The organism is Amycolatopsis thermalba (assembly GCF_023376025.1).
Lineage (GTDB): Bacteria > Actinomycetota > Actinomycetes > Mycobacteriales > Pseudonocardiaceae > Amycolatopsis_E > Amycolatopsis_E thermalba.
In genome coordinates this window covers 5371170-5389442 of sequence record NZ_CP091196.1, presented here as the reverse complement: position 1 = coordinate 5389442, position 18273 = coordinate 5371170, and the positions used below count along the sequence as shown (strand labels likewise).

The 18273-nt window shown below is 72.6% G+C and carries 21 protein-coding genes; all 21 read left to right on the top strand.

Annotated elements, in window-relative coordinates; genetic code table 11:
• The first annotated feature begins 102 nt into the window (after window positions 1-102).
• Window positions 103-666: an SAF domain-containing protein gene (locus L1857_RS26160; RefSeq protein WP_249466559.1), complete on the top strand. Its 564-nt coding sequence runs from the start codon at window positions 103-105 to the stop codon at window positions 664-666.
• The gene (locus L1857_RS26155; RefSeq protein WP_249466555.1) at window positions 666-1577 is read left to right on the top strand and encodes a CpaE/TadZ family protein; all 912 of its coding nucleotides are present in this window, start codon (window positions 666-668) and stop codon (window positions 1575-1577) included. Before L1857_RS26160 ends, L1857_RS26155 begins: the two co-directional genes overlap by 1 nt.
• Complete coding sequence (locus L1857_RS26150; RefSeq protein ID WP_249466552.1) at window positions 1574-2944, top strand: TadA family conjugal transfer-associated ATPase; 1371 nt, start codon at window positions 1574-1576, stop codon at window positions 2942-2944. The genes L1857_RS26155 and L1857_RS26150 overlap by 4 nt, the downstream gene beginning before the upstream one ends.
• A complete protein-coding gene (locus tag L1857_RS26145; protein WP_249466549.1) occupies window positions 2941-3849 on the top strand; it encodes a type II secretion system F family protein in 909 nt (302 codons plus the stop codon). The genes L1857_RS26150 and L1857_RS26145 overlap by 4 nt, the downstream gene beginning before the upstream one ends.
• Window positions 3846-4739: a type II secretion system F family protein gene (locus L1857_RS26140; protein ID WP_116111121.1), complete on the top strand. Its 894-nt coding sequence runs from the start codon at window positions 3846-3848 to the stop codon at window positions 4737-4739. Before L1857_RS26145 ends, L1857_RS26140 begins: the two co-directional genes overlap by 4 nt.
• 46 nt (window positions 4740-4785) lie before the next feature.
• A complete protein-coding gene (locus L1857_RS26135; RefSeq protein ID WP_429727824.1) occupies window positions 4786-4974 on the top strand; it encodes a hypothetical protein in 189 nt (62 codons plus the stop codon).
• A 2-nt stretch (window positions 4975-4976) separates the two neighbouring features.
• Window positions 4977-5396, top strand: a complete 420-nt coding sequence (locus L1857_RS26130; RefSeq protein ID WP_116111123.1) for a TadE/TadG family type IV pilus assembly protein — start codon at window positions 4977-4979, stop codon at window positions 5394-5396.
• Window positions 5397-5458: 62 nt separating this feature from the next.
• Window positions 5459-5881 (top strand): TadE/TadG family type IV pilus assembly protein, encoded by a 423-nt coding sequence (locus L1857_RS26125; protein WP_275895907.1) that lies wholly within the window; start codon window positions 5459-5461, stop codon window positions 5879-5881.
• Window positions 5882-5919: 38 nt separating this feature from the next.
• The gene (locus L1857_RS26120) at window positions 5920-6309 is read left to right on the top strand and encodes a pilus assembly protein TadG-related protein (protein WP_429727822.1); all 390 of its coding nucleotides are present in this window, start codon (window positions 5920-5922) and stop codon (window positions 6307-6309) included.
• Between the two features lie 35 nt (window positions 6310-6344).
• Window positions 6345-6758: a hypothetical protein gene (locus L1857_RS26115; RefSeq protein WP_116111126.1), complete on the top strand. Its 414-nt coding sequence runs from the start codon at window positions 6345-6347 to the stop codon at window positions 6756-6758.
• Window positions 6758-9340, top strand: a complete 2583-nt coding sequence (locus tag L1857_RS26110) for a BTAD domain-containing putative transcriptional regulator (RefSeq protein WP_249466546.1) — start codon at window positions 6758-6760, stop codon at window positions 9338-9340. The genes L1857_RS26115 and L1857_RS26110 overlap by 1 nt, the downstream gene beginning before the upstream one ends.
• Window positions 9341-10330: 990 nt before the next feature.
• Window positions 10331-10807, top strand: coding sequence for a hypothetical protein (locus L1857_RS26105; protein ID WP_116111128.1), 477 nt, complete (start codon window positions 10331-10333; stop codon window positions 10805-10807).
• A gap of 44 nt (window positions 10808-10851) precedes the next feature.
• Window positions 10852-11997 (top strand): AAA family ATPase, encoded by a 1146-nt coding sequence (locus L1857_RS26100; protein WP_116111129.1) that lies wholly within the window; start codon window positions 10852-10854, stop codon window positions 11995-11997.
• 24 nt (window positions 11998-12021) lie between these two features.
• The gene (locus L1857_RS26095) at window positions 12022-13776 is read left to right on the top strand and encodes a VWA domain-containing protein (RefSeq protein WP_249466543.1); all 1755 of its coding nucleotides are present in this window, start codon (window positions 12022-12024) and stop codon (window positions 13774-13776) included.
• A gap of 83 nt (window positions 13777-13859) precedes the next feature.
• On the top strand, window positions 13860-14594 hold the full coding sequence (locus L1857_RS26090) for a restriction system modified-DNA reader domain-containing protein (protein WP_116111131.1): 735 nt from the start codon (window positions 13860-13862) through the stop codon (window positions 14592-14594).
• On the top strand, window positions 14591-14962 hold the full coding sequence (locus tag L1857_RS26085; protein WP_116111132.1) for a hypothetical protein: 372 nt from the start codon (window positions 14591-14593) through the stop codon (window positions 14960-14962). Before L1857_RS26090 ends, L1857_RS26085 begins: the two co-directional genes overlap by 4 nt.
• Complete coding sequence (locus L1857_RS26080; RefSeq protein WP_116111133.1) at window positions 14962-15453, top strand: hypothetical protein; 492 nt, start codon at window positions 14962-14964, stop codon at window positions 15451-15453. Before L1857_RS26085 ends, L1857_RS26080 begins: the two co-directional genes overlap by 1 nt.
• Window positions 15454-15474: 21 nt before the next feature.
• Window positions 15475-15705: a hypothetical protein gene (locus tag L1857_RS26075; protein WP_116111134.1), complete on the top strand. Its 231-nt coding sequence runs from the start codon at window positions 15475-15477 to the stop codon at window positions 15703-15705.
• The gene (locus tag L1857_RS26070) at window positions 15705-16523 is read left to right on the top strand and encodes a hypothetical protein (RefSeq protein WP_116111135.1); all 819 of its coding nucleotides are present in this window, start codon (window positions 15705-15707) and stop codon (window positions 16521-16523) included. Before L1857_RS26075 ends, L1857_RS26070 begins: the two co-directional genes overlap by 1 nt.
• Before the next feature lie 388 nt (window positions 16524-16911).
• Window positions 16912-17688, top strand: coding sequence for a hypothetical protein (locus L1857_RS26065; RefSeq protein ID WP_162831085.1), 777 nt, complete (start codon window positions 16912-16914; stop codon window positions 17686-17688).
• A 13-nt stretch (window positions 17689-17701) separates the two neighbouring features.
• Window positions 17702-18235 (top strand): hypothetical protein, encoded by a 534-nt coding sequence (locus L1857_RS26060; protein ID WP_116111137.1) that lies wholly within the window; start codon window positions 17702-17704, stop codon window positions 18233-18235.
• Window positions 18236-18273: the final 38 nt, after the last annotated feature.

The following is an 18273-nucleotide window of genomic DNA, read 5'->3' as shown; positions in this document are numbered from 1 at the left end:
ACGGCTGCGGTCGAGCGGCCGGGGGCCTGGTTGGATTCCACCGGTTCCCCGGGGACGCCACCTCGTCGTCGGCGCCGTCGCCTGCCTCATCTGCTGTTCGGTGTGCTGCTGGTGGTGTGCTGCGTCGGGGGCGCGGTGTGGTGGACCACCGGCAGCCAAGACCGGGTCGCGGTGCTGGTGGTAGCGCGGCCGGTCGGCGTCGGCCAGGTGCTGACCACCGCCGATCTGCGCAGCGTCGACGTTGCCGCGGCACCGGGTGTGGCGACTGTGCCCGCCGGTGAGGCGTCGGCGGTGCTGGGCCGTCCGATGGCGACCAGCCTCGGGCCGGGGGCGCTGCTGACTCCGGACAGCGTCGGCGATGCTGTGGTCCCCGCGGCGGGGCGGGCGGTGGCGGCGGTCGCGGTGAAGCCGGGCCAGTTCCCGCCGGAACTGGCCGCCGGGACCCGGGTGACGGTCGTCGTCATCGCCGACACCACGGCCGACACGGCGAAATCCAGCGCGGGAGGCGCGCCGTGGCACGCGACGGTCATCGGGGTCGCACCGACGGGGACCGATCAGGCGACGGTGGTGTCGCTGGAGCTGGAGTCCACGGCGGCGACCGAGCTGGCGCAGGTGCCGGCCGGGCAGCTCGCGCTGGTGATGCAGCCCGCGGGTGGTGGTCGCTGATGCTCGTCGCGCTGATGAGCCTGAAGGGCTCGCCCGGAGTGACCACGACGGCGGTGGCGTTGGCCGCGCAGTGGCCCGACACCACGCCGCAGCGTCGCCTGGTGGCGGAGGTGGACCCGAGCGGGGGTGATCTGGCGATGCGGTTCGGCCTGCCCCCGACGCCCGGCCTGGTCAGCCTCGCCGCCGCCGCGCGCCGCCGGCGTGCGCTCGGGCTGGTGTGGGAGCACACCCAGGCTCTGCCGGGAGGTGCGCGGGTGCTGCTCGCCCCGCCGGGCGCGGCGCACGCCCGCGCCGCGCTCACCACCCTGGCGACCGCGCCGGGCGAGCCGCTGATCGAGGCGACCGCCCGGGAGCCCGGGGTGGTGGTGCTGGCCGATTGCGGGCGTCTGGACCCGGGCTCGCCGGCCGAAGCGCTCGCGCGCCGCGCGGACGCGCTGGTGCTGCTCACCGGCACCCACGCGGACGCTCTCGCGCACGCCGCCGCCCGCTTGAGCGAGCTGGCCCACTGGACCGCGCGGCCGGGGCTGCTGCTGACCGGGCACGGCTACCCGACCAGCGACGTCGAACGCGAGCTGGGCGTGCCGGCGATCGGCCGCATCCCGCACGACCCGGCCGCCGCGGCGGCGCTGGCCGGACACCAGCCCTCGGCTCGCCGCCGCGGTGGTGGTCTCGCGCGCGCCGCTGCCGCGCTCGCCCGCACGCTGACCACTCCGCCCCCGGCACCGGCTCAGGCGGCTCCACCCGGGCTGGCTGTGGTGCCGGGCGTGCCCGCTCAGCAGGTGCGCTTGCCCGGCGGGGCAGTGATCCGCCCGCCCGGGCCCGGCCTCTACCGCTTGCGGCCGGTGCCGACACCGCAGGCGGGCGAGCCGTCGCGGAACGGACACCAGCCGGGGAAGGAACCACGCACATGACCCACATCGATCATCTGCACCTGGTGGCCCCGCTCGCCGACGGGCCCGACGACGCCGAGCAGCGGCTGCGAGCCCGGCTCCGGCAGACACTGACCACGGACCTGCCTGGCCGCGTCGAGACCGACGGCGCCAGCGGGTCGAGCGTGCAGCGGCGCCGCGAGCTCGGCCGGGAGGTCCTCGACGCCGCGATCGCCGCACACAGCGAGGCCGAGCTGCTCGCCGGACGCACCTTGGTCGATTCGGAGGCCGAGGAGCGGGTCGTCGAGCAGGTGCTGGACGAGGTGTTCGGCCTCGGTGGCCTGCAGCCCCTGCTGGCCGATCCGACCGTGGAGACGATCGCCGTCAACCGCTACGACCAGGTGTTCGTCCAGTACAACGACGGCCGCCGCGCGCGAGTCGCCCCGGTGGCCGGGTCCAATGAGGAGCTGACCGATCTGATCCGCACGCTGGCGGCGCGCGCCTCGTCGGAGGAGCGCCGGTTCGACCGCGGCTCGCCCGCGCTGAACCTGCAGCTGCCCGGCGGGGAACGCCTGTTCGCGGTGCTGGGCCTGACGGCGGGCGGGGTGACGGCGTGCACGATCCGCCGGCACGGCTACCTCACCGCCACCCTCGCCCAGCTGCGCCGCCGCGGCACGCTCGATGCCGGGCTGGAGCGGTTTCTGCGCGCGGTGGTGCGGGCCCGCAAGAACGTGTTGATCACCGGCGGCACCGGGGCTGGGAAGACCACGCTGCTGCGGGCCCTGGCCGCGGAGATGGACCCGATGGAACGCCTCGTCACCGTCGAGGACGCCTTCGAACTCGGCCTGGGCCTCGACCCGGAGCTGCACGCCGACGTCACCGCGTTGCAGGCCCGCGAGCCCAACGTGGAAGGCGAGGGCGCGATCGATCAGGCCGAGCTGGTGCGGTGGGGACTGCGGATGAGCCCGGACCGGGTGATCGTGGGCGAGATCCGCGGGCCCGAGGTCATCCCGATGTGCAACGCCATGTCCCAGGGCAACGACGGCTCCATGGCGACCCTGCACGCCTCCAGCTCGAAGATCGCCTTCACCCGGCTGGCCTCCTACGCGGCTCAGGGCCCGGAGCGGCTGCCGCTGGAGGCCACCGCCCTGCTGGTGGCGAGCGCGGTGCACTTCGTGGTGCACCTCGACCGCGCTGCCGACCGCACCACGCGGGTGATCGCCTCGATCCGGGAGGTCGTCGATGCCGAGGCCGGCTCGGTGATCTCCAACGAGGTCTACCGCCGCGGCCCCGACCGCCGCGCGGTGCCCGTGCCCGGCGCGTTGCGCGCGGACACCCTGGACGACCTGGTCGCGGCCGGGTTCGACCCGGACCTGCTGACCCGGCCGGAGGGGTGGTGGACGCCATGACGCTCGACACCGAGGTCCTCGTGGCCGCCGCGTTCGGCTTGGGCGCCGCGGCCGGGATCCTGCTCATCCTCGCCGGCTGGCGCGCGACGCCGTCGCGTCGCGGCGTTGTCCGTGCCGCGCGGGGGAGGGGCGCTGACCGGAGGGTGCTGGTGCGGCTGGCGCTGGCGGTCGGTGCGGGGCTGCTGACCGCCGCCGTGACCGGGTGGCTGGCCGGTGGTGTCCTGGCTGCGGCGGGGGTCTGGTTCCTGCCCCGGCTGGTGGGGCCGGACCGTGCCCATGCCCGGCGGGTCGCGCGGATCGAGGCGATCGCGTCGTGGACGGAGATGCTGCGCGATGTGCTGTCCGCGGCGGCCGGGCTCGAGCAAGCCATCCTCGCCACCGCGCCGCTCGCGCCGGCGGCGATCCGCGGCGAGGTCACCGGCCTGGCGGCGAGGCTGGAAAGCGGGCAGCGTCTCGCGCCCGCGCTGCGGGGACTGGCGCGCGAGCTGGACGACGCGACCGCGGACCTCGTGCTCGCCGCGCTGGTCCTGGCCGCCGAGCACCAGGCTCGCCAGCTCGGCGACCTGCTCGGCTCGCTCGCCACCACCGCCCGCGAGCAGGCCGCGATGCGGATGCGCGTGGAAACCGGGCGAGCCCGCACCCGCACCTCGGTCCGGGTCATCGTCGCCACCACCCTCGCCTTCGCCGCCGGGGTCGTGCTGTTCAACCGCGCCTACCTCGACGTCTACAACTCCGCCATCGGCCAGGTCGTGTTGCTCCTGCTCGGTGGCGTGTTCGCCGCCGGATTCGCCTGGCTGGCACGCATCACCACCAGCGGTGGCCGGGCCCGCGTACTCGCGCTCGACACCCCGCGCGCACCGTCGGGCGAGGGCATGGCGATCATCGGCGGAGGTGAGGGCGCATGATCCCCGCGCTCGTGTTCGGCGCCGGCGCCGGTGCCGGCCTGTGGCTCCTCCTGATCTGGGCGCTGCCACCCCGCCCCGCGCTGAGCGCCCGCCTCGCGCACATCAGCACCCGGCCGGCCGACCCACCGATCACGGCCGTGTCCGACGCCGCCTGGGTCACCAAATGGGGGCGGGTGTTCGTGCCCGCGCTGCGCACGCTCGGCCTGCCAGTCGTCAAGATCGAGAACGATCTGCGGGTCACCGGGCGCGGTGTCGACACCCACCTCGCGTCGAAAGCTCTCCTCGCGCTGAGCGGATTGCTTGCGCCGTGGCTGCTGCAGGCGCTGCTGGCGCTGGGCGGGCTGTCCCTGGGGCTGGAGGTGCCGCTGCTGGCCGGGCTCGTGCTCGCCGCGCTCGGGTTCCTCGTGCCGGACCTCGACGTGCGGACCAAGGCCACCCGGTTGCGGCGCGAATTCCGCGACGCCCTGTCCGCCTTCCTCGACCTGGTGTGGATCACCCTAGCCGGCGGCGCCGGGGTCGAGTCCGCCCTCGGCGACGCCGCCGCCGTCGGGCGCGGCCCGGCGTTCGACCAGATCCGCCGCGCGCTGCACGCCGCCCAGCTGACCCGCACCACCCCCTGGGCCACGCTGCGCCGGCTCGGGGAGGAACTCGACATCACCGAACTGTCCGAACTGGCCGCGTCGATCTCCCTGGCCGGTACCGAAGGCGCCCGCGTTCGCGCCTCCCTGGCCGCGAAAGCCCAAGCACTGCGCACCCACCAGGTCACCGACGCCGAAGCCGACGCCCAAGCCGCCACCGAACGCATGGCCATGCCGGTGGCGCTGCTGTTCCTCGGCTTCCTCGGATTCATCGCCTACCCCGCCGTCATCCAAGTCCTCAATGGACTGTGAAAGCTCTGCACAACAACGGAAAGAAGGCACACCAATGGTGAACCACATGCGCATCGTCTGGGAGCTGATGGCCGCGCGGCTCGCGCTGCTGCGGGGTGACCCGGAACGCGGGGAGATCACCACCACGGTCATCGTCACCGCCCTGATGGCGATCGCCGCGATCGCGATCATCGCCATCATCGTCGCGAAACTGACACAGAAGGCCAACTCGATCGACCTCGGCCTCGGCAGCTGACCATGCTAGCCGGGAGGGTTCGCCGGGCGCTGCGCGGAGACCGGGGCGAGGTCACGGTCGAGCTGGTGCTGGCCACCCCGCTGCTGTTGCTGGCCCTGCTGGCGATCGTCCAGTTCGCCCTGTGGTCCCACGCCACACACGTCGCCCAGGCCGCCGCATCCCAAGCCCTGGCCGCCGCGCGCACCCAGAACGGCACCACCGGCGCCGGCCAAGCCGCCGGGCAGCGCCTGCTCGACGACCTCGCCGCCGGGCCCCTGCGCGAGCCGCAACTCGCGGTCTCCCGCACCGCGGCCACGGTGGCGGTGAGCATCCGCGGCGAGGCCGCCGCGGTACTGCCCGGCGTGCATCTGCACGTGCACGCCGAAGCGTTCGGTGAGGTCGAACGCTTCCTGCCCGACCTCACCACGGCGCACGGCTGGTGAGGGGAGGAAGTCCGTTGACTCGACCGAGTTCAACTTCCGCGCCGACGTGGCGACGCTGGTGGGTGGCCGAGCGCGGATCGGTGACGGCCGAGGCCGTGCTGGTGGCGCCGGTACTGGTCATGCTGCTGGTGTTCGTGGCCGTGGTGGTGCACCGCGGCGTCGATGCCCGGCTGCGCCTCGACGACGCCGCCCACCAAGCCGCACGCGCCGCCACCCTGCAACGCAGCACCGCGGCCGCCGCCACCGCCGCCCGCGACACCGCGAGCGCCGCACTCGCCCAGGCCGGCCCGGTCTGCCGTAACGTCGCCACCACCCTGTCCGGAGCCCTGACCCCGGGCGGCGCGGTCACCGTCCACGTGCGCTGCACCGTCGACTTCGGCCAGGCGCTGCTGCTCGGCGTGCCCGGCGGGAAAACCCTCGAATCGAGCGCCAGCGAGGTCGTCGACACCTACCGATCACAGCCCGCCGCCCGAGCGACGCCATGACCGGCCCAGGTTCCTGGTGGCGTGCAGAGCATGGGCGCGTGACCGCGTTCGTGCTCGCGCTGCTGGTCGGGCTGCTCGCCCTGGCCGGCTTGAGCCTGGATGGCGGGCTCGCGCTGGCGAGCAAGGTCCGCGTGAGCGGGCATGCCGAGTCCGCGGCGCGTGCCGGCGCACAGGCCCTCGACCTGGCCGCCTACCGCAGCGACGGCACCCTCCGCGTCGACCCCGCGCGAGCGCGGGACCTCGCGCAGCGGTACTTGGCCGGTATCGGCGCGACCGGCACGGTCCAGGTGGCCGGGGACACGGTCACGGTCGAGGTCACCGACACCTACCGGCCCCAGCTGCTCTCGCTGATCGGCATCACCGACATCCACACCCACGGCCGCGGCGCCGCACACCCCCAGCGCGGCGTCACCGGCATCGACCCCTGAACGCCGCAACACCAACACGAAAGGGGAACACCGGCATGGTCACCTCCGAAGACGAGATCACCCGCCGCCTCCAGGAAACCGATTCCGCGCGCAGCGCCCGCCGCGCGCACGCCGCCACCACCGTCGGCGAGCTCGCGCGCCGGCACGCGGAGCTTGCTGGTCAGCTCGCCGAGCTCGAACGCGAACTCGGCGACACCCTCACCTCGGCCGGTGACGTCATCGACGTGGACGAGCTGTCCCAGGTCACCGACATCCCCGTCACCGACCTCGCACGCTGGCGCGACCACGCGGCGAAACCCCGCCGCGGCGGCAAACGCAAACCACCCACTAGGAAGCAGAAACCCACCAACGGCAAGGAATTCCGGCATGACGGCACGGTGGCCGCGCCCATAGTGCCATCGGGCGCGCCCGACTCCACCGCGGTCGCGGCCGGCGCGGCGAGCACCTGATGACAGCGGCGTCCGGCGCCCTGGGGATCGTGCGGCTGCTGGGCCGGACGGTGAGCGGGCTGCTCGCCGCGGTGCTGCTGGCCGCGCTGGTGGCCGGGCTTCCGTGGGCGCTGATCCACGGCGTGGGATGGCCGCTGCCGGACCACGTGCCCAGCCTGGACGAGATCGGCACCGTGCTGATGGCGCCGATGTCGAGCAGGTTCCTGCTCGACGCGCTCGCCTGCCTGGCCTGGCTGCTGTGGCTGATGTTGGTCCTCGACATCGCCGTCTGCACCCTCGATGTTGCCCGCGGCGCGCGGTGGCCGGACCTGCGGCTACAGAGAGGACCGTTGCGGCGGGTCGCGGCGGTGCTCGTCGGCGCAGTGCTGGTCGCGGTCCTAGGTCGCACCGCGACCGCCGCCCCCACGCCAGCCGGGCACGCGCCGATCGTCGCTGCGGCCGTCGAACAACCGGTGCCCGCGGCCGAGCCCGGAACGGAGCGAGTCCGGGCACCCGAGGCCGGGGTGCACGACTCGCTGTGGCGGATCGCGCAACGCCGCCTGGGTGACGGGAACCGGTGGCCGGAGATCTGGACCCTCAACCAGGGCAGCTCCCAACCCGGCGGGCGGCTCCTGACCAACCCTCACCTCATTCACCCCGGCGACCTGCTCCGCCTGCCCCTGAGCAGCTCACCCGCCCCACCGGACAGGGGCTCCAGCACACCGGCGCCGCCGCCTCCACTCGCGAGTCCAGGTCCGAGCACCACGCCCGCTGCCGACGCCGGGAGCCCGGGCAAGCCGGCCGACGACCCGGCATGCGGCAGCACCGAGATCTTCGTCAGCCTGGGCCTGGCCGCGGCCGTCAGCGCCCTGCTGGTGCTCGCGCGCCGCCGCCACAATGCGCGCTACCGGCCCGGTAGCGGCCGCCGCGACGACCTGCCCGTCGCGCCTGTGGTCTACCAGCTGCGCCTGGCCCACCTGCGCGCCCAGCATGACGAGGACACCGAGCCGGACGCTAACCCCGCCGACCCGGCGGCCCCGGCCGAGCGTGAGGTGCGGGTCGTGGGCGGCGCCGGGCTGAAGAACTCGCCTTCGGTGGTGGACATCGGCCTCGACGTTCCCATACACGGAGCAGGGACGCAGGTCGCTCTCGATCTGGCCCGCGTGCACGGCCTCGGACTCGTCGGGCCTGGCGCCTACGCCGCAGCTCGTGCCCTGCTGCTCACCCTCCTCACCACCCGACACGACGACCGCCCCGCGCCGAGGATGCTCGTGCCCGCCGCCGACCTCACCCGGCTGCTCGGCGTCCCGGTGCCGCCCGCCGACCTGCCGGACACCGTCACCGTCGTACCCGACGTGGACACCGCCCTGGCCACCCTGGAGTCCGAGAACACGCCACCCGGGTACACCCTCGTCGCGACGCCACCGACCGACGCCGGACAGCAGGAGCGGCTGCAGCAGCTGCTCGACAACCACGCCCAGCACGGCCTGACCGCGCTGCTGCTCGGCCAATGGCGCCCCGGCGTTACCGCCTACGTCACCGCCGCCGGCGTCATCTCCGCCACCGACCCCGGCCGCGGCGAACCCCTGCGCGGCATCCGGGCCTTCACCCTCCCCGAAACCGCCACCCGCGACCTGCTGACCTTCCTGCGCACCACCCAAGCGCCAACAGAGGACACCGGCCCCGGGGTTCCTCACCACGATCCCGATCACCTCGAGATCGCAACCAATGCGCCGTCACCGCCGCCGAGGGCGGGCGCTCCTGAGCCCCCGCAGGCCGCGGCCGCGCCCCCGGAGAACGCGGCGGCGGCGCTGCTGCTGACCGTGTTCGGCACCCCGGTCCTGCGCTGGCGCCCCGATCCCACCCACCCGCAGGACCTGCCCGTCGACCTGAGCAGCCGGCTCACGGAACTACTGGTGTTCCTGGCCGTGCACCCCGGCGGCGCGCCCCGCGAATCCATCATCGACGCCCTGTGGCCGCATCGGCCACCCCGCAACCCCGCCAGCGTGCTGCGCACCCTCCTGTCCCGGATCCGCCGCGCCCTCGACACCGCCACCGGTGGCGCCGTCGGCGAGCTGGTGCTGGCCGAGCACGGCTACTACCGGCTCGACCCGGCCGTCGTGCAGGTGGACTACTGGGCCTTCGCCGACGCGGTCACCCGACGCCGCACCGCCACCACCCCCGAGCAGCGCACCGACGCCTACGAGGCCATCGTCGCCCATTACGGCGGCTTCCTGGCGGAGGGCCTGGAGGCCGAATGGCTTGCCGCGGCACGGGAAGCGACCCGCCGCGACGCCCTCGACGCCGTGGCCGCGCTCGCCCGCGCCCGCGTGGACACCGACCCCGACTACACCCTGGATCTGCTGGAAACCGCGCGCGCGTTCGACCCCCACAACGAGCTGCTCTACCGCGACATCATGCGCCTGCAACACAAACTCGGCCGGCACGACGCCATCTCCCGCACCCTCACACTCCTGCACACCCGCCTCGCCGAAATCGATACCGAACCCACCAAAGACACCATCGACCTCGCCCAGCGACTACGTGCCCGCCACACCGGGATCCCGCTCGATGATTCGCCTCGTGCCATGGCAAATGAATGAACCGCACCACCTCCTGGCAGCGTCAAAGGCATTTGTGCGGAACAGCGAAATGCCTCGATATCTCGCCCCGTTCACGCCCGCTCGGATGCTAGCGTCGGCCACGGTAATACCGTCGGCGACGTCAAAAAAGAAGAACTTTGTGAGCGTGCTCCTGAATTCTGCGGAAATTCCCTCGCTGCTCCGCGTCGAGTGGCCTGCGTGCCTGCCTCACTGTCCACGTCGCAGCGATGGCGACGCCCGCGGGCGGTCACGCACCGCCACCGTGGCAAGGTGCGGTGATCCTGAGCGTGACGGCCAACCGTGGGGCCGCTGGCCCGGCAGATCAGCCTCGCCCTCCGGTATCCGGCTAAGCCGGATCCCCCGGTGCGGGGCCTTTCCGCAGCTCACGACCACCGACGGGGGATCCGCCGGTGTCCCAGACTCGCTTGACGCCAAGCGGGTAAGCACATCAGGCCCGGGGGCGGTGTGGCCCGTGGCTGCCGCTCGTCAGCAACGGACTACCGCACTCCACTCACCTTGTCTTTCCCGCGCTTGCCCACATATTGACGATAAGCAATTCTTGTCCGCGGCTTTATCAATCGCGGCCGGCCTTCCATTCCCTTTCACTATTGGGCCGGACACTCCTGACCTGCGCAAACGTCTGTGGAAAACGACGCCGGCAACGCTCGAAAATCGCCCGAAATTCGCGGAAATTCGCGCGGGAAACCTATTGCGCGGCACCCGGGATCGAGTTACGTTTGTTGTGTCGCCGGGAACCCCCGGAAAATCGGAATCAGTGAATTCGCGAATGGGGACCGTTATGTGCTTCACCGATGTCACTACCCACGCCGATGGAACCGCCACCGCGTTTTGCTACTGCGGATGGACCGAAGAACACCCCAGCCACGACGCCGCCGCAGCCGCCACCGACGCGCACCACGACGCCACCGAACTCGCGTACAGCTGAACCGCCCAAAAACCCGCGCCACATCCCGGAAAGGGGGCCACGTCGTGAGCCGCAACGCCCGCACCCCAGCCGTGCACGTCATCGACCCGATGGCCGATCCCGCGCCGCTGCCGGAAATCACCGTCGACCACTTCCGTGAAAACGGCTGCACCGTCACGTGCGTGGTCATCGACCCCGCCGACGCGCAACAAACGTTGTACGGCACGGTCACCCGCCCCGACGGAACACTCGCCGGAACCTACTACCCGGCCGACCGGGTGCGCGGTGAGCACTGGCGCATCGTCGCCACCGACGGTACGCATTACCACGCGGCCAGCGAATTCGACGCCGTCGAATGGCTGTCCACCACCACCCCCGGCGGCGGTCCCGACACGGGAACCGTGGAATGCGGCGGATGCTCGCGACCGCTGACCATCACCCGCCAGCAGTGGGAACGCGACGCGTCCGCGCCGTGCCCGTGCGGCAGCGGCGCCGACCTGACCTTCCATCGGCGGCACGCCGAATGGGGCGAAAACCTCTAGCCCCGGACCGATCCGCAACCGCGACTGTCTGAAAGGGACACCCGATGAGCACGCCCGCCACACCGACTGCCCGGGGCGACGCGCCCGCCGCCCCGGGGACGACAACCCGGCTGCGCAACGGCGAATTGCGCCGCATGGTGGCCGAACACCTCGCCAGCAACCCCACCGCCACGGTCACCCCGTCCGCGATCGCGCAGACCCTGAAACGATCATCGGGCGCAGTGGGCAACGCGCTGGCAACGTTGGCCGCGCGCGGGCAAGCCGAACAGGTCGGCACCAACCCGCTCACCTACCGTGCGACCGGGAAAACCGCCGACGCCGCGAAAACCGTCACCATCACCCCGCGTACCACCACCCCCACCGGGTCGACGCCACCCGCTCCCGCCGCGCTGGTCACCACCCCGGTCCGGCGCCCGAATGGGCAGATGTACCACCCGCGCAAACTGTCCGGGCTGTCCGACGTCACCGCGCTGCGGCGGTTGCGTGCCGCTGGGGTGTCCGCGCTCATGTACGGCCCACCCGGCACCGGGAAAACGTCGGTGGTGGAGGCCGCGTTCGACGACCTGATCACCGTGCAGGGCGACAGCGACACCGTCACCGACGACTTCGTGGGTTCCTACACGCAAACCCCGGACGGGCGCTACGAATTCGCCTACGGCCCGCTGGTGACCGCGATGCGCGAAGGGCGGGCGCTGTTCATCGACGACGCTACCCTCATCCCGCCGACCGTGCTCGCCGTGGTGTACCCCGCGATGGACGGACGCCGCCAGATCATCGTCAAATCCCACCGCAACGAGGTGGTCGACGCCGCGCCCGGGTTCTACGTCGTGGCCGGACACAACCCCGGCGTCCACGGCGCGGTGCTCACCGACGCGCTCTCGTCGCGGTTCGCCGCGCAGATCCACGTGTCCACCGACTACGACCTCGCCACCCAGCTGGGCATCGAACCCAGGGCGGTACGGGTCGCGCGGAACCTGGCCGCACGGCAGCACAAGGGCGAAATCGGGTGGGCGCCCCAGCTGCGCGAGCTGATCGCGTTCACCCGGATCGCCGACGTGCTGGGCACCGCCGCCGCCGCTGGCAACCTCCTCGGCATCGCACCGGAGGAAGACCGCGACGTGGTCGCCGACGTGGTGCACAACGTGTTCGGCCCCCACGTCGCCCCACTGTCACTAGGCCCCCAGTTCTAAGGGACAGTCCGGAAAGGACAGGACATGAGCACCCACGTCGCCACCGCCGCCACACCGACCGCCGTGTTCCCGGCCGCGCCCGGGTGGCTGACCCTGTCCGCCGCGTTCGGCGACGAGGTCCCCGCGATCGCCGACCGCGACGACATCGTGGTCACCGTCGCGCCCGGAGCGGGCCACGGCGCCCCCGCGTGCTTCTTCTACGATCCCGCCACGATCGAGGTCGACGGTGTCCACCTCGCCCCCGGGGTCGACCCCGCCACGGTCGCCCCGCACCGGGTGGGGGACCGCAAGCGCTACCGCACCGCGTGGGGACTGCTGACTCACGAATGCGCGCACGCCAAACACTCGGTGTGGCAAGCGCCGGACGACGCGCCGCCCGGTGCGGCAGCGGCGGCGGCCCTGCTGGAGGAGTCCCGCATCGAAGCGGCACAGCTGCGCCGCCGCCCGGGTGACCGGTACTGGTTGCGCGCCAGCGCCACCAACCTCCTGCTCGCCGATCTCAAGGTCGATCTCGACGACCCCGCGACCGCCCCGCAGATGACGACCGCCGACGCCGCGCGCTGCGCCGCGCTGCTGCTGGCTCGGGTGGACGGGGGAGTCCTCAACAGCCGCGAAACCGCCGCCGTGCGGCGCGAGGTCACCCGGGTCCTCGACGCCGGCACCCTGGACACGCTGCGCGAGATCTGGCGCGAGGCCCACCGCACCGCCGACGACGACACCGACGCGATGATCGACCTCGGCCGCCGCTGGTGTGAAGCCGTGGGCAGCGACCCGAACGAACGGCCCCCCGAACCCGGCAGCCACGCACAGGCGCCGGGCGGCACCGGCAGCACCCCGTCGCCGCTGGCGACAGCGCTCGCCGACGCGGTGGCGGCCATCGACCGCGCCGTGGACGCCGAGCCCGCCCCCACGGACCCCGCCACTGAGGCATTGGAGGCCGCCGCCCGGGAGGACGCCGCCGACCAACAGGCCCAGCGCAACGCGCGCGCGGTGTTCGACGGCCCCGGCGCACCCCCGACCTCCGGCACCACCATCCGGGGCAGCCGTCCGCCCTCCGCGCCTGAACGCGCCGCTGCGCGGCACCTCGCCCGCGCGCTGACCACCGCCGGAGCCCGCGACCGCACCCCCACCAAGATCCGCTCCGCGCTGCCCCCGGGACGGTTGCGCATGCGCGGCGCCATGACCGCCGACGCGCAACGCGCGGCGGGCGCGATCCCCACTGCCGAGCCGTTCACCCGCACCACACGTGCGACCGTGCCCGCCCCACCGCTGCGGATCGGGATCGCCTGCGATGTGTCCGGGTCCATGAGCGCCTTCGCCCGCCCCGTGGCCTCCGCGGCGTGGATCCTCGCCGAGGCCGCCCGCCACACCTCCGTGCCCGCCACCACCGCCACCGTCATCTTCGGCTACCACGTGCGCCCCATCACGCGCCCCGGCAGCACCCCGCCGCGCGTGACCGAATTCGACACCAACGACGGTGAGCACCACGTCGACACCGCGATCAGCGCGCTCGACGGCGCGCTCGGCCTCACCCGTCCCGACGCCGCCCGGTTGCTCGTGATCGTCTCCGACGGGTGTTTCGAGGCGACCACCAAGGAACCGGGTCAGAAGATGCTCGACCGGTTGCGTGCCAGCGGATGCGCGGTGCTGTGGCTGGCGCCCGACGCGCCCTTCAACGAACCCATGCGCGGCGCCACCGTGCACACCCTGACTGACCCCGCCACCACCGCCCGCGCCATCGGGCAGGCCGCCACCGCCGCCCTGCGCGCCACCCGCTGAACCAGCCCGCCCGGCGGCGGGGCCAACCAACCGACGCCGCCGGACCGGACCCCCACGACCGCAACGGTAAGGAAACGCCAGCCATGACCACCGACCCGCACCCGAGCGACCCGACCGTGCCAGCCGACGCCGTCGCCCTCGTGCCCGCACCGCCGGACTCGGTGCCGCTGCGCAACCCCGCCGACGCGTGGGCACTCGTGATCACCACCGTCCGGCTCGGCCGGCCCTGGTCCACCCGGCCCACCGACCTGATGGCCGGGGTGTGGCTGCCCGCCCAGCCCTCCGCCGACCTGCACCAGGGCGACGTCGTGGTGCGGCTGCACCCGCCCGCCAACAACGACCCTGACAAGGCCGACGTCGAGGTCCTCATCGCGACCGCGTACGGCTGGCACAGCGTGCAGACCCTGCCCGCGATGAGCGGGCACTGGCCGCACTACCGCGCCGCCACGATCATGGCCTGGATGCGCGCCCTCGCCGACGAGGCCGAGCGCGCGATCGGACAGCGGCTGTTCACCTCGTCCGTCGGCATGCCACCGTACCCGGACGGGCTTGACCAGCTGATCGACGCCGGACTGATCGCGCCCGGCGAGGAGGTGGTGTGGAACGGGCACACCGCGACCGTGGGCCACGGCGGCGCGCTGCTGCACGGCACCGATTCCGCCCCGCTGTTCCCGACCGCCGTGTCCGCACTGGCGACCCGGCTCGCCACACCGACCACGGTCAACGGCTGGTACCTGTGGCGCCGCGCCCGCGACGACCGCCCCCTGGCCGACCTTCGCGCCGAACTGGCGGACGCACCACGGAGCACGCAGCGATGATCCGCGACGCGCGCGACATACCGTCCCGGTGCGGCGACGTCCGCGACCACGCCAGCGGCCTGCCGCGCCTGCTGACCGCCAAGTGCGCGACCTGCATCTTCCGGCCCGGCAATCTGATGTTCCTCCCGCCCGGCTACCGCGACCAGCTCGTGCAGGAGGCACTCGCCCGCGACAGCTGGATCGTCTGCCACGCCACACTTCCCGACACCGGGAACCCGCCCGGCACCCAGGCCCTGTACCGGGGCTTCTGGGACGTCCACGCCCGCGAGTCCGCAGGCTGCCGCCTGACCCTCGCCCTCGGCGGACCCGTGCTCGTCCCGCCACCGACACCACCCGCGGAAACCGGGCACAGCACGGGGGAGCAGTGATGGTGACACGCACGGACTTCTACCTCGGGGCGGGCCCGAGGGCGGAGTGGATCGGGTCCCTGCAGTTCGCCTGCCATCCCGACAACCTGCTCAAGGACGACCACGGCCGCGCCGTCCTGACCGCGCTCGCCCTGCCGCGCTACCGCGAGGCGGTGCGGGACCTGCTGATGATGTGGCCCATCAAGCGCCTGGGGGTGGGCCACCCGCCCCGCCACGGTTGGCCGTGGGACTGGGACACCAGCCACTGCAACGACTGGATCATCACCTTCCTCGGCGGCCCTGGCGGCGGAGTGCACATGACAGCGGGCGGCGGCGACCGCTGGCACCGCCTCGGCCCCGACTACCCGCGCCCGCCTCTGCGGTGCGGCCCGCCCGACCTCGCCGCCTGGGCACGCGACCCTGCCGCACCGCCAGCGGTCACGCTCCCGGTGTTCCGCTCACCCGGAGATCCATCCACCGACTACGCCCGCGTGCTGTGGCACCAACCCTGACACCACTACGGAAGGAGACCCATGCGAGACAAGAAACGGCTCCTGTGGACGGTGCTGGCCGTGATGCTGCCGGGACCTTGGACCCCAGTCGTCGTGGCGGCCTACCTCCTCGACCGCGCCACCGAGCGCGACCAGGACACCGAATGTGATGCCCGGCCCGCGCCGAACCTGGCACCCGACCCGGCCACGACCCGCTCGAACCCTTACGAACCGCCGCGCAACCGGACCTCCTACACCGCCGGAGGTGTGTGATGAGCCGCTCGACCACCCACGACTTCTACCTCGGGCGCGGACCCGACGCCGAGCGAATCGGATCGATCCACCTCGGCGCCTGCGCCTGCCAGAGTGTCGAACAGATCTGGCGGGCCCGCTCGGCGGACGAGTTCGCCGACCTCGTGAACTCCTTCCTGCACGCCGCCGAGGTCGGCCAGGCCGGGGAGGTCACCCACCGAGGCCGACCGTGGCCGTGGCCCTGGCCCACCAGCCACGGCACCGACTACACCCATGCCTTCGACACGGACACCGTGTGGACAGCCCGGCAAGGCCAGCGCTGGTCGATGCGCGCGGGCGAGTACGTCCCGCCCGGACCGGGCGACACCCCGGTGGTGTTTCCGCACGGTCGCGACACATGCGGCTACACCGGCATCTATGCCGCCGACACCACGAGGCGCCGCTACGGACCGCTCCTGGGCGAGACCCACCGCCACGACCTGTCCCAGCTGGGATTGAGCATCCTGTCCGACCTCACCCTGCCGTGGTCGCCGGGACCGGCATCCGCTCAGCTCGTCGAGCTCCGCGCGCAACTCCCACCGCACCTGCGGTACGCCATCACCGCCCACGAGACCACGGTAGAGCTTGAGATCGAGGTTTTTGGCTTACTCGACGGCGACCTCGCCGCCGACGCCGTCGTACAGGCGCTTGCCATGCTGCCCGCCCTCTACGGATGGACCGACCCCAACGGCGACCCGCCCCGCTTCGCCGTACGCGTGCTCCTCGCCGACGACGAACGCCACCGCACCCACCCCGTACTGGCCGACCGGCACACCCGTGCGGTGCTGACCACCACCTGACCTACCTCATCTCGCAGGCCAGCCGGCGGGCCGAATTCCTGCGAAACCACCACGACACCACAGGAGTTTGGCGTGACCCACCCCGATGAGACGCCGATCGAGGAGCGCTGCCCGGACTGCCACGCCGAAATCGGACAAGCTCATCGCGAGGGCTGCGACGTGGCCCGCTGTCTGGCCACCGGACTGCAGCGCCTCGGTCACGGGGCCTGCCGCTGCCTCCAGGACGTGTGGACCGGGCGGTGGCCCGGTGAAGCCGAATGCGCCGAGTTCGGCTGGATGCTCGGCCCCGGTCTGCCCGACCTCACCCGCCTGATCACCACCGCCACCTGGGATCCGGTGGCCTACCGCTGGATTCGCCCGACCCCATCACCACCGAAGGAGACACCCGATGAACACCCTCACCGCCGGCTCGTCCGCGGACATCGACCTCGCCGCCGGCGAGCACTGGATCGAACACGTGCCCGCCGCGCGCATCCGGCCCCACCAGCTCAGCTTCCCCGCCCTCATCGAACCTCGCCGTCACCACGGTCTGTGGGTGCGGCCCCGGCTGCGCCGCGAGGTCGCGCAGGCACTGTGCGAGTGGCTCAACCTCGTGTACCCGACGGACCCGGACTGGTATCCGCTGGCCCGCTTCGAAAACGACCTGCTCGTCGTCTTCACCGGTGACGCCGCCCATCAACGCCACGAGATCCCACCCGATGAGGGCGGCCGCTACCCGCTGGCCGACATCGGCCGCTGGTTCCTGTCCACCCCGACCCGCACCGCCGCCCGAATCGAGCACGACCTGGCCGTGCTGGGTGATCCCACTCGCCACGCCCCACGCCCCGGCGAAATCCTCGTCACCTGCAACCCCGCCAACGCGGCGGCGAGCGCGTTCCCCGCGAGGATCGACACCCGCCCCCGGCAGCAGCCCTGGATCCCCGTGTTCCGGCCCGAGATCGCCGAAGCCGTGGCCGCGTTCTGCACCACTCACCACGACCTCGCCCCCGACGACTACCCGCAGGTCTACCTCGACGGCCACACGCTCGTCCACGTGCACCAGCACCTGCGCGTCCTGGACAACTACCTGCCCTGGCGCATCGACCCCGACCACGACGGCAACTACAGCATCGACGGCGACGAGTGGACCTTCCACCTCGTTCAGAAGGCGCCCCGCACGAGCTAAGGAGGAGCGCACTGTGCTGCCCGCATTTCGGCCCGGCGAGGTTCTGGTCGCCTCGCCGTATCAGGCCGTGTTCCCCGGAATCCCCGCCAGTGAACTCCCGCCCGCCGTCATCACATCTCCGGAGATCGGGCCCGAACCGCAGAGTGAGGGCTGCTGGTGGGAGACGGGCCTCCGGTGCCGCCGATCCGTGGCGCAGTGGATCGGCATCCACGTGGAATCGATCTACGGCGGCGCGCAGGTCCACTACGACTGGCAAGGCGACGCCCTGCACATCTACGACAACCCGTGGGGATTCGCAGCCGAACCCGAGCCGCGCGTCATCCTCCCCGACGCCCATGGCCGCTACGAGATCCACGACGTATGGTTCCCGATCGCCGCGCCGCTCGCCACCGATCTGGGACGCCGCCACCAGGCCGCGCTCGCGGTCTTGGCAGGCGACGCTCCGCCACGCGCCACGCCGGAGATGCTGACCTATTTGACCGCTTTCCCGAAGACCAGTCCGAGCACACGCCACAACCTCGAACAGCTGCTCGCCCGCGCTCACTGATCGGCCGGGGACGCTCAGTCGCCAGCGACGAGGTGTTG

Excerpts from the sequence above, each read along its gene's own strand:
- L1857_RS26095 (WP_249466543.1), top strand. The coding sequence starts at position 12,022 with ATGAGCACCCACGTCGCCACCGCCGCCACACCGACCGCCGTGTTCCCG.
- L1857_RS26115 (WP_116111126.1), top strand. The coding sequence starts at position 6,345 with ATGGTCACCTCCGAAGACGAGATCACCCGCCGCCTCCAGGAAACCGAT.
- L1857_RS26080 (WP_116111133.1), top strand. The coding sequence starts at position 14,962 with ATGGTGACACGCACGGACTTCTACCTCGGGGCGGGCCCGAGGGCGGAG.
- L1857_RS26065 (WP_162831085.1), top strand. The coding sequence starts at position 16,912 with ATGAACACCCTCACCGCCGGCTCGTCCGCGGACATCGACCTCGCCGCC.
- L1857_RS26145 (WP_249466549.1), top strand. The coding sequence starts at position 2,941 with ATGACGCTCGACACCGAGGTCCTCGTGGCCGCCGCGTTCGGCTTGGGC.
- L1857_RS26155 (WP_249466555.1), top strand. The coding sequence starts at position 666 with ATGCTCGTCGCGCTGATGAGCCTGAAGGGCTCGCCCGGAGTGACCACG.
- L1857_RS26100 (WP_116111129.1), top strand. The coding sequence starts at position 10,852 with ATGAGCACGCCCGCCACACCGACTGCCCGGGGCGACGCGCCCGCCGCC.
- L1857_RS26085 (WP_116111132.1), top strand. The coding sequence starts at position 14,591 with ATGATCCGCGACGCGCGCGACATACCGTCCCGGTGCGGCGACGTCCGC.
- L1857_RS26110 (WP_249466546.1), top strand. The coding sequence starts at position 6,758 with ATGACAGCGGCGTCCGGCGCCCTGGGGATCGTGCGGCTGCTGGGCCGG.
- L1857_RS26150 (WP_249466552.1), top strand. The coding sequence starts at position 1,574 with ATGACCCACATCGATCATCTGCACCTGGTGGCCCCGCTCGCCGACGGG.
- L1857_RS26090 (WP_116111131.1), top strand. The coding sequence starts at position 13,860 with ATGACCACCGACCCGCACCCGAGCGACCCGACCGTGCCAGCCGACGCC.
- L1857_RS26135 (WP_429727824.1), top strand. The coding sequence starts at position 4,786 with ATGCGCATCGTCTGGGAGCTGATGGCCGCGCGGCTCGCGCTGCTGCGG.
- L1857_RS26075 (WP_116111134.1), top strand. The coding sequence starts at position 15,475 with ATGCGAGACAAGAAACGGCTCCTGTGGACGGTGCTGGCCGTGATGCTG.
- L1857_RS26140 (WP_116111121.1), top strand. The coding sequence starts at position 3,846 with ATGATCCCCGCGCTCGTGTTCGGCGCCGGCGCCGGTGCCGGCCTGTGG.
- L1857_RS26130 (WP_116111123.1), top strand. The coding sequence starts at position 4,977 with ATGCTAGCCGGGAGGGTTCGCCGGGCGCTGCGCGGAGACCGGGGCGAG.
- L1857_RS26070 (WP_116111135.1), top strand. The coding sequence starts at position 15,705 with ATGAGCCGCTCGACCACCCACGACTTCTACCTCGGGCGCGGACCCGAC.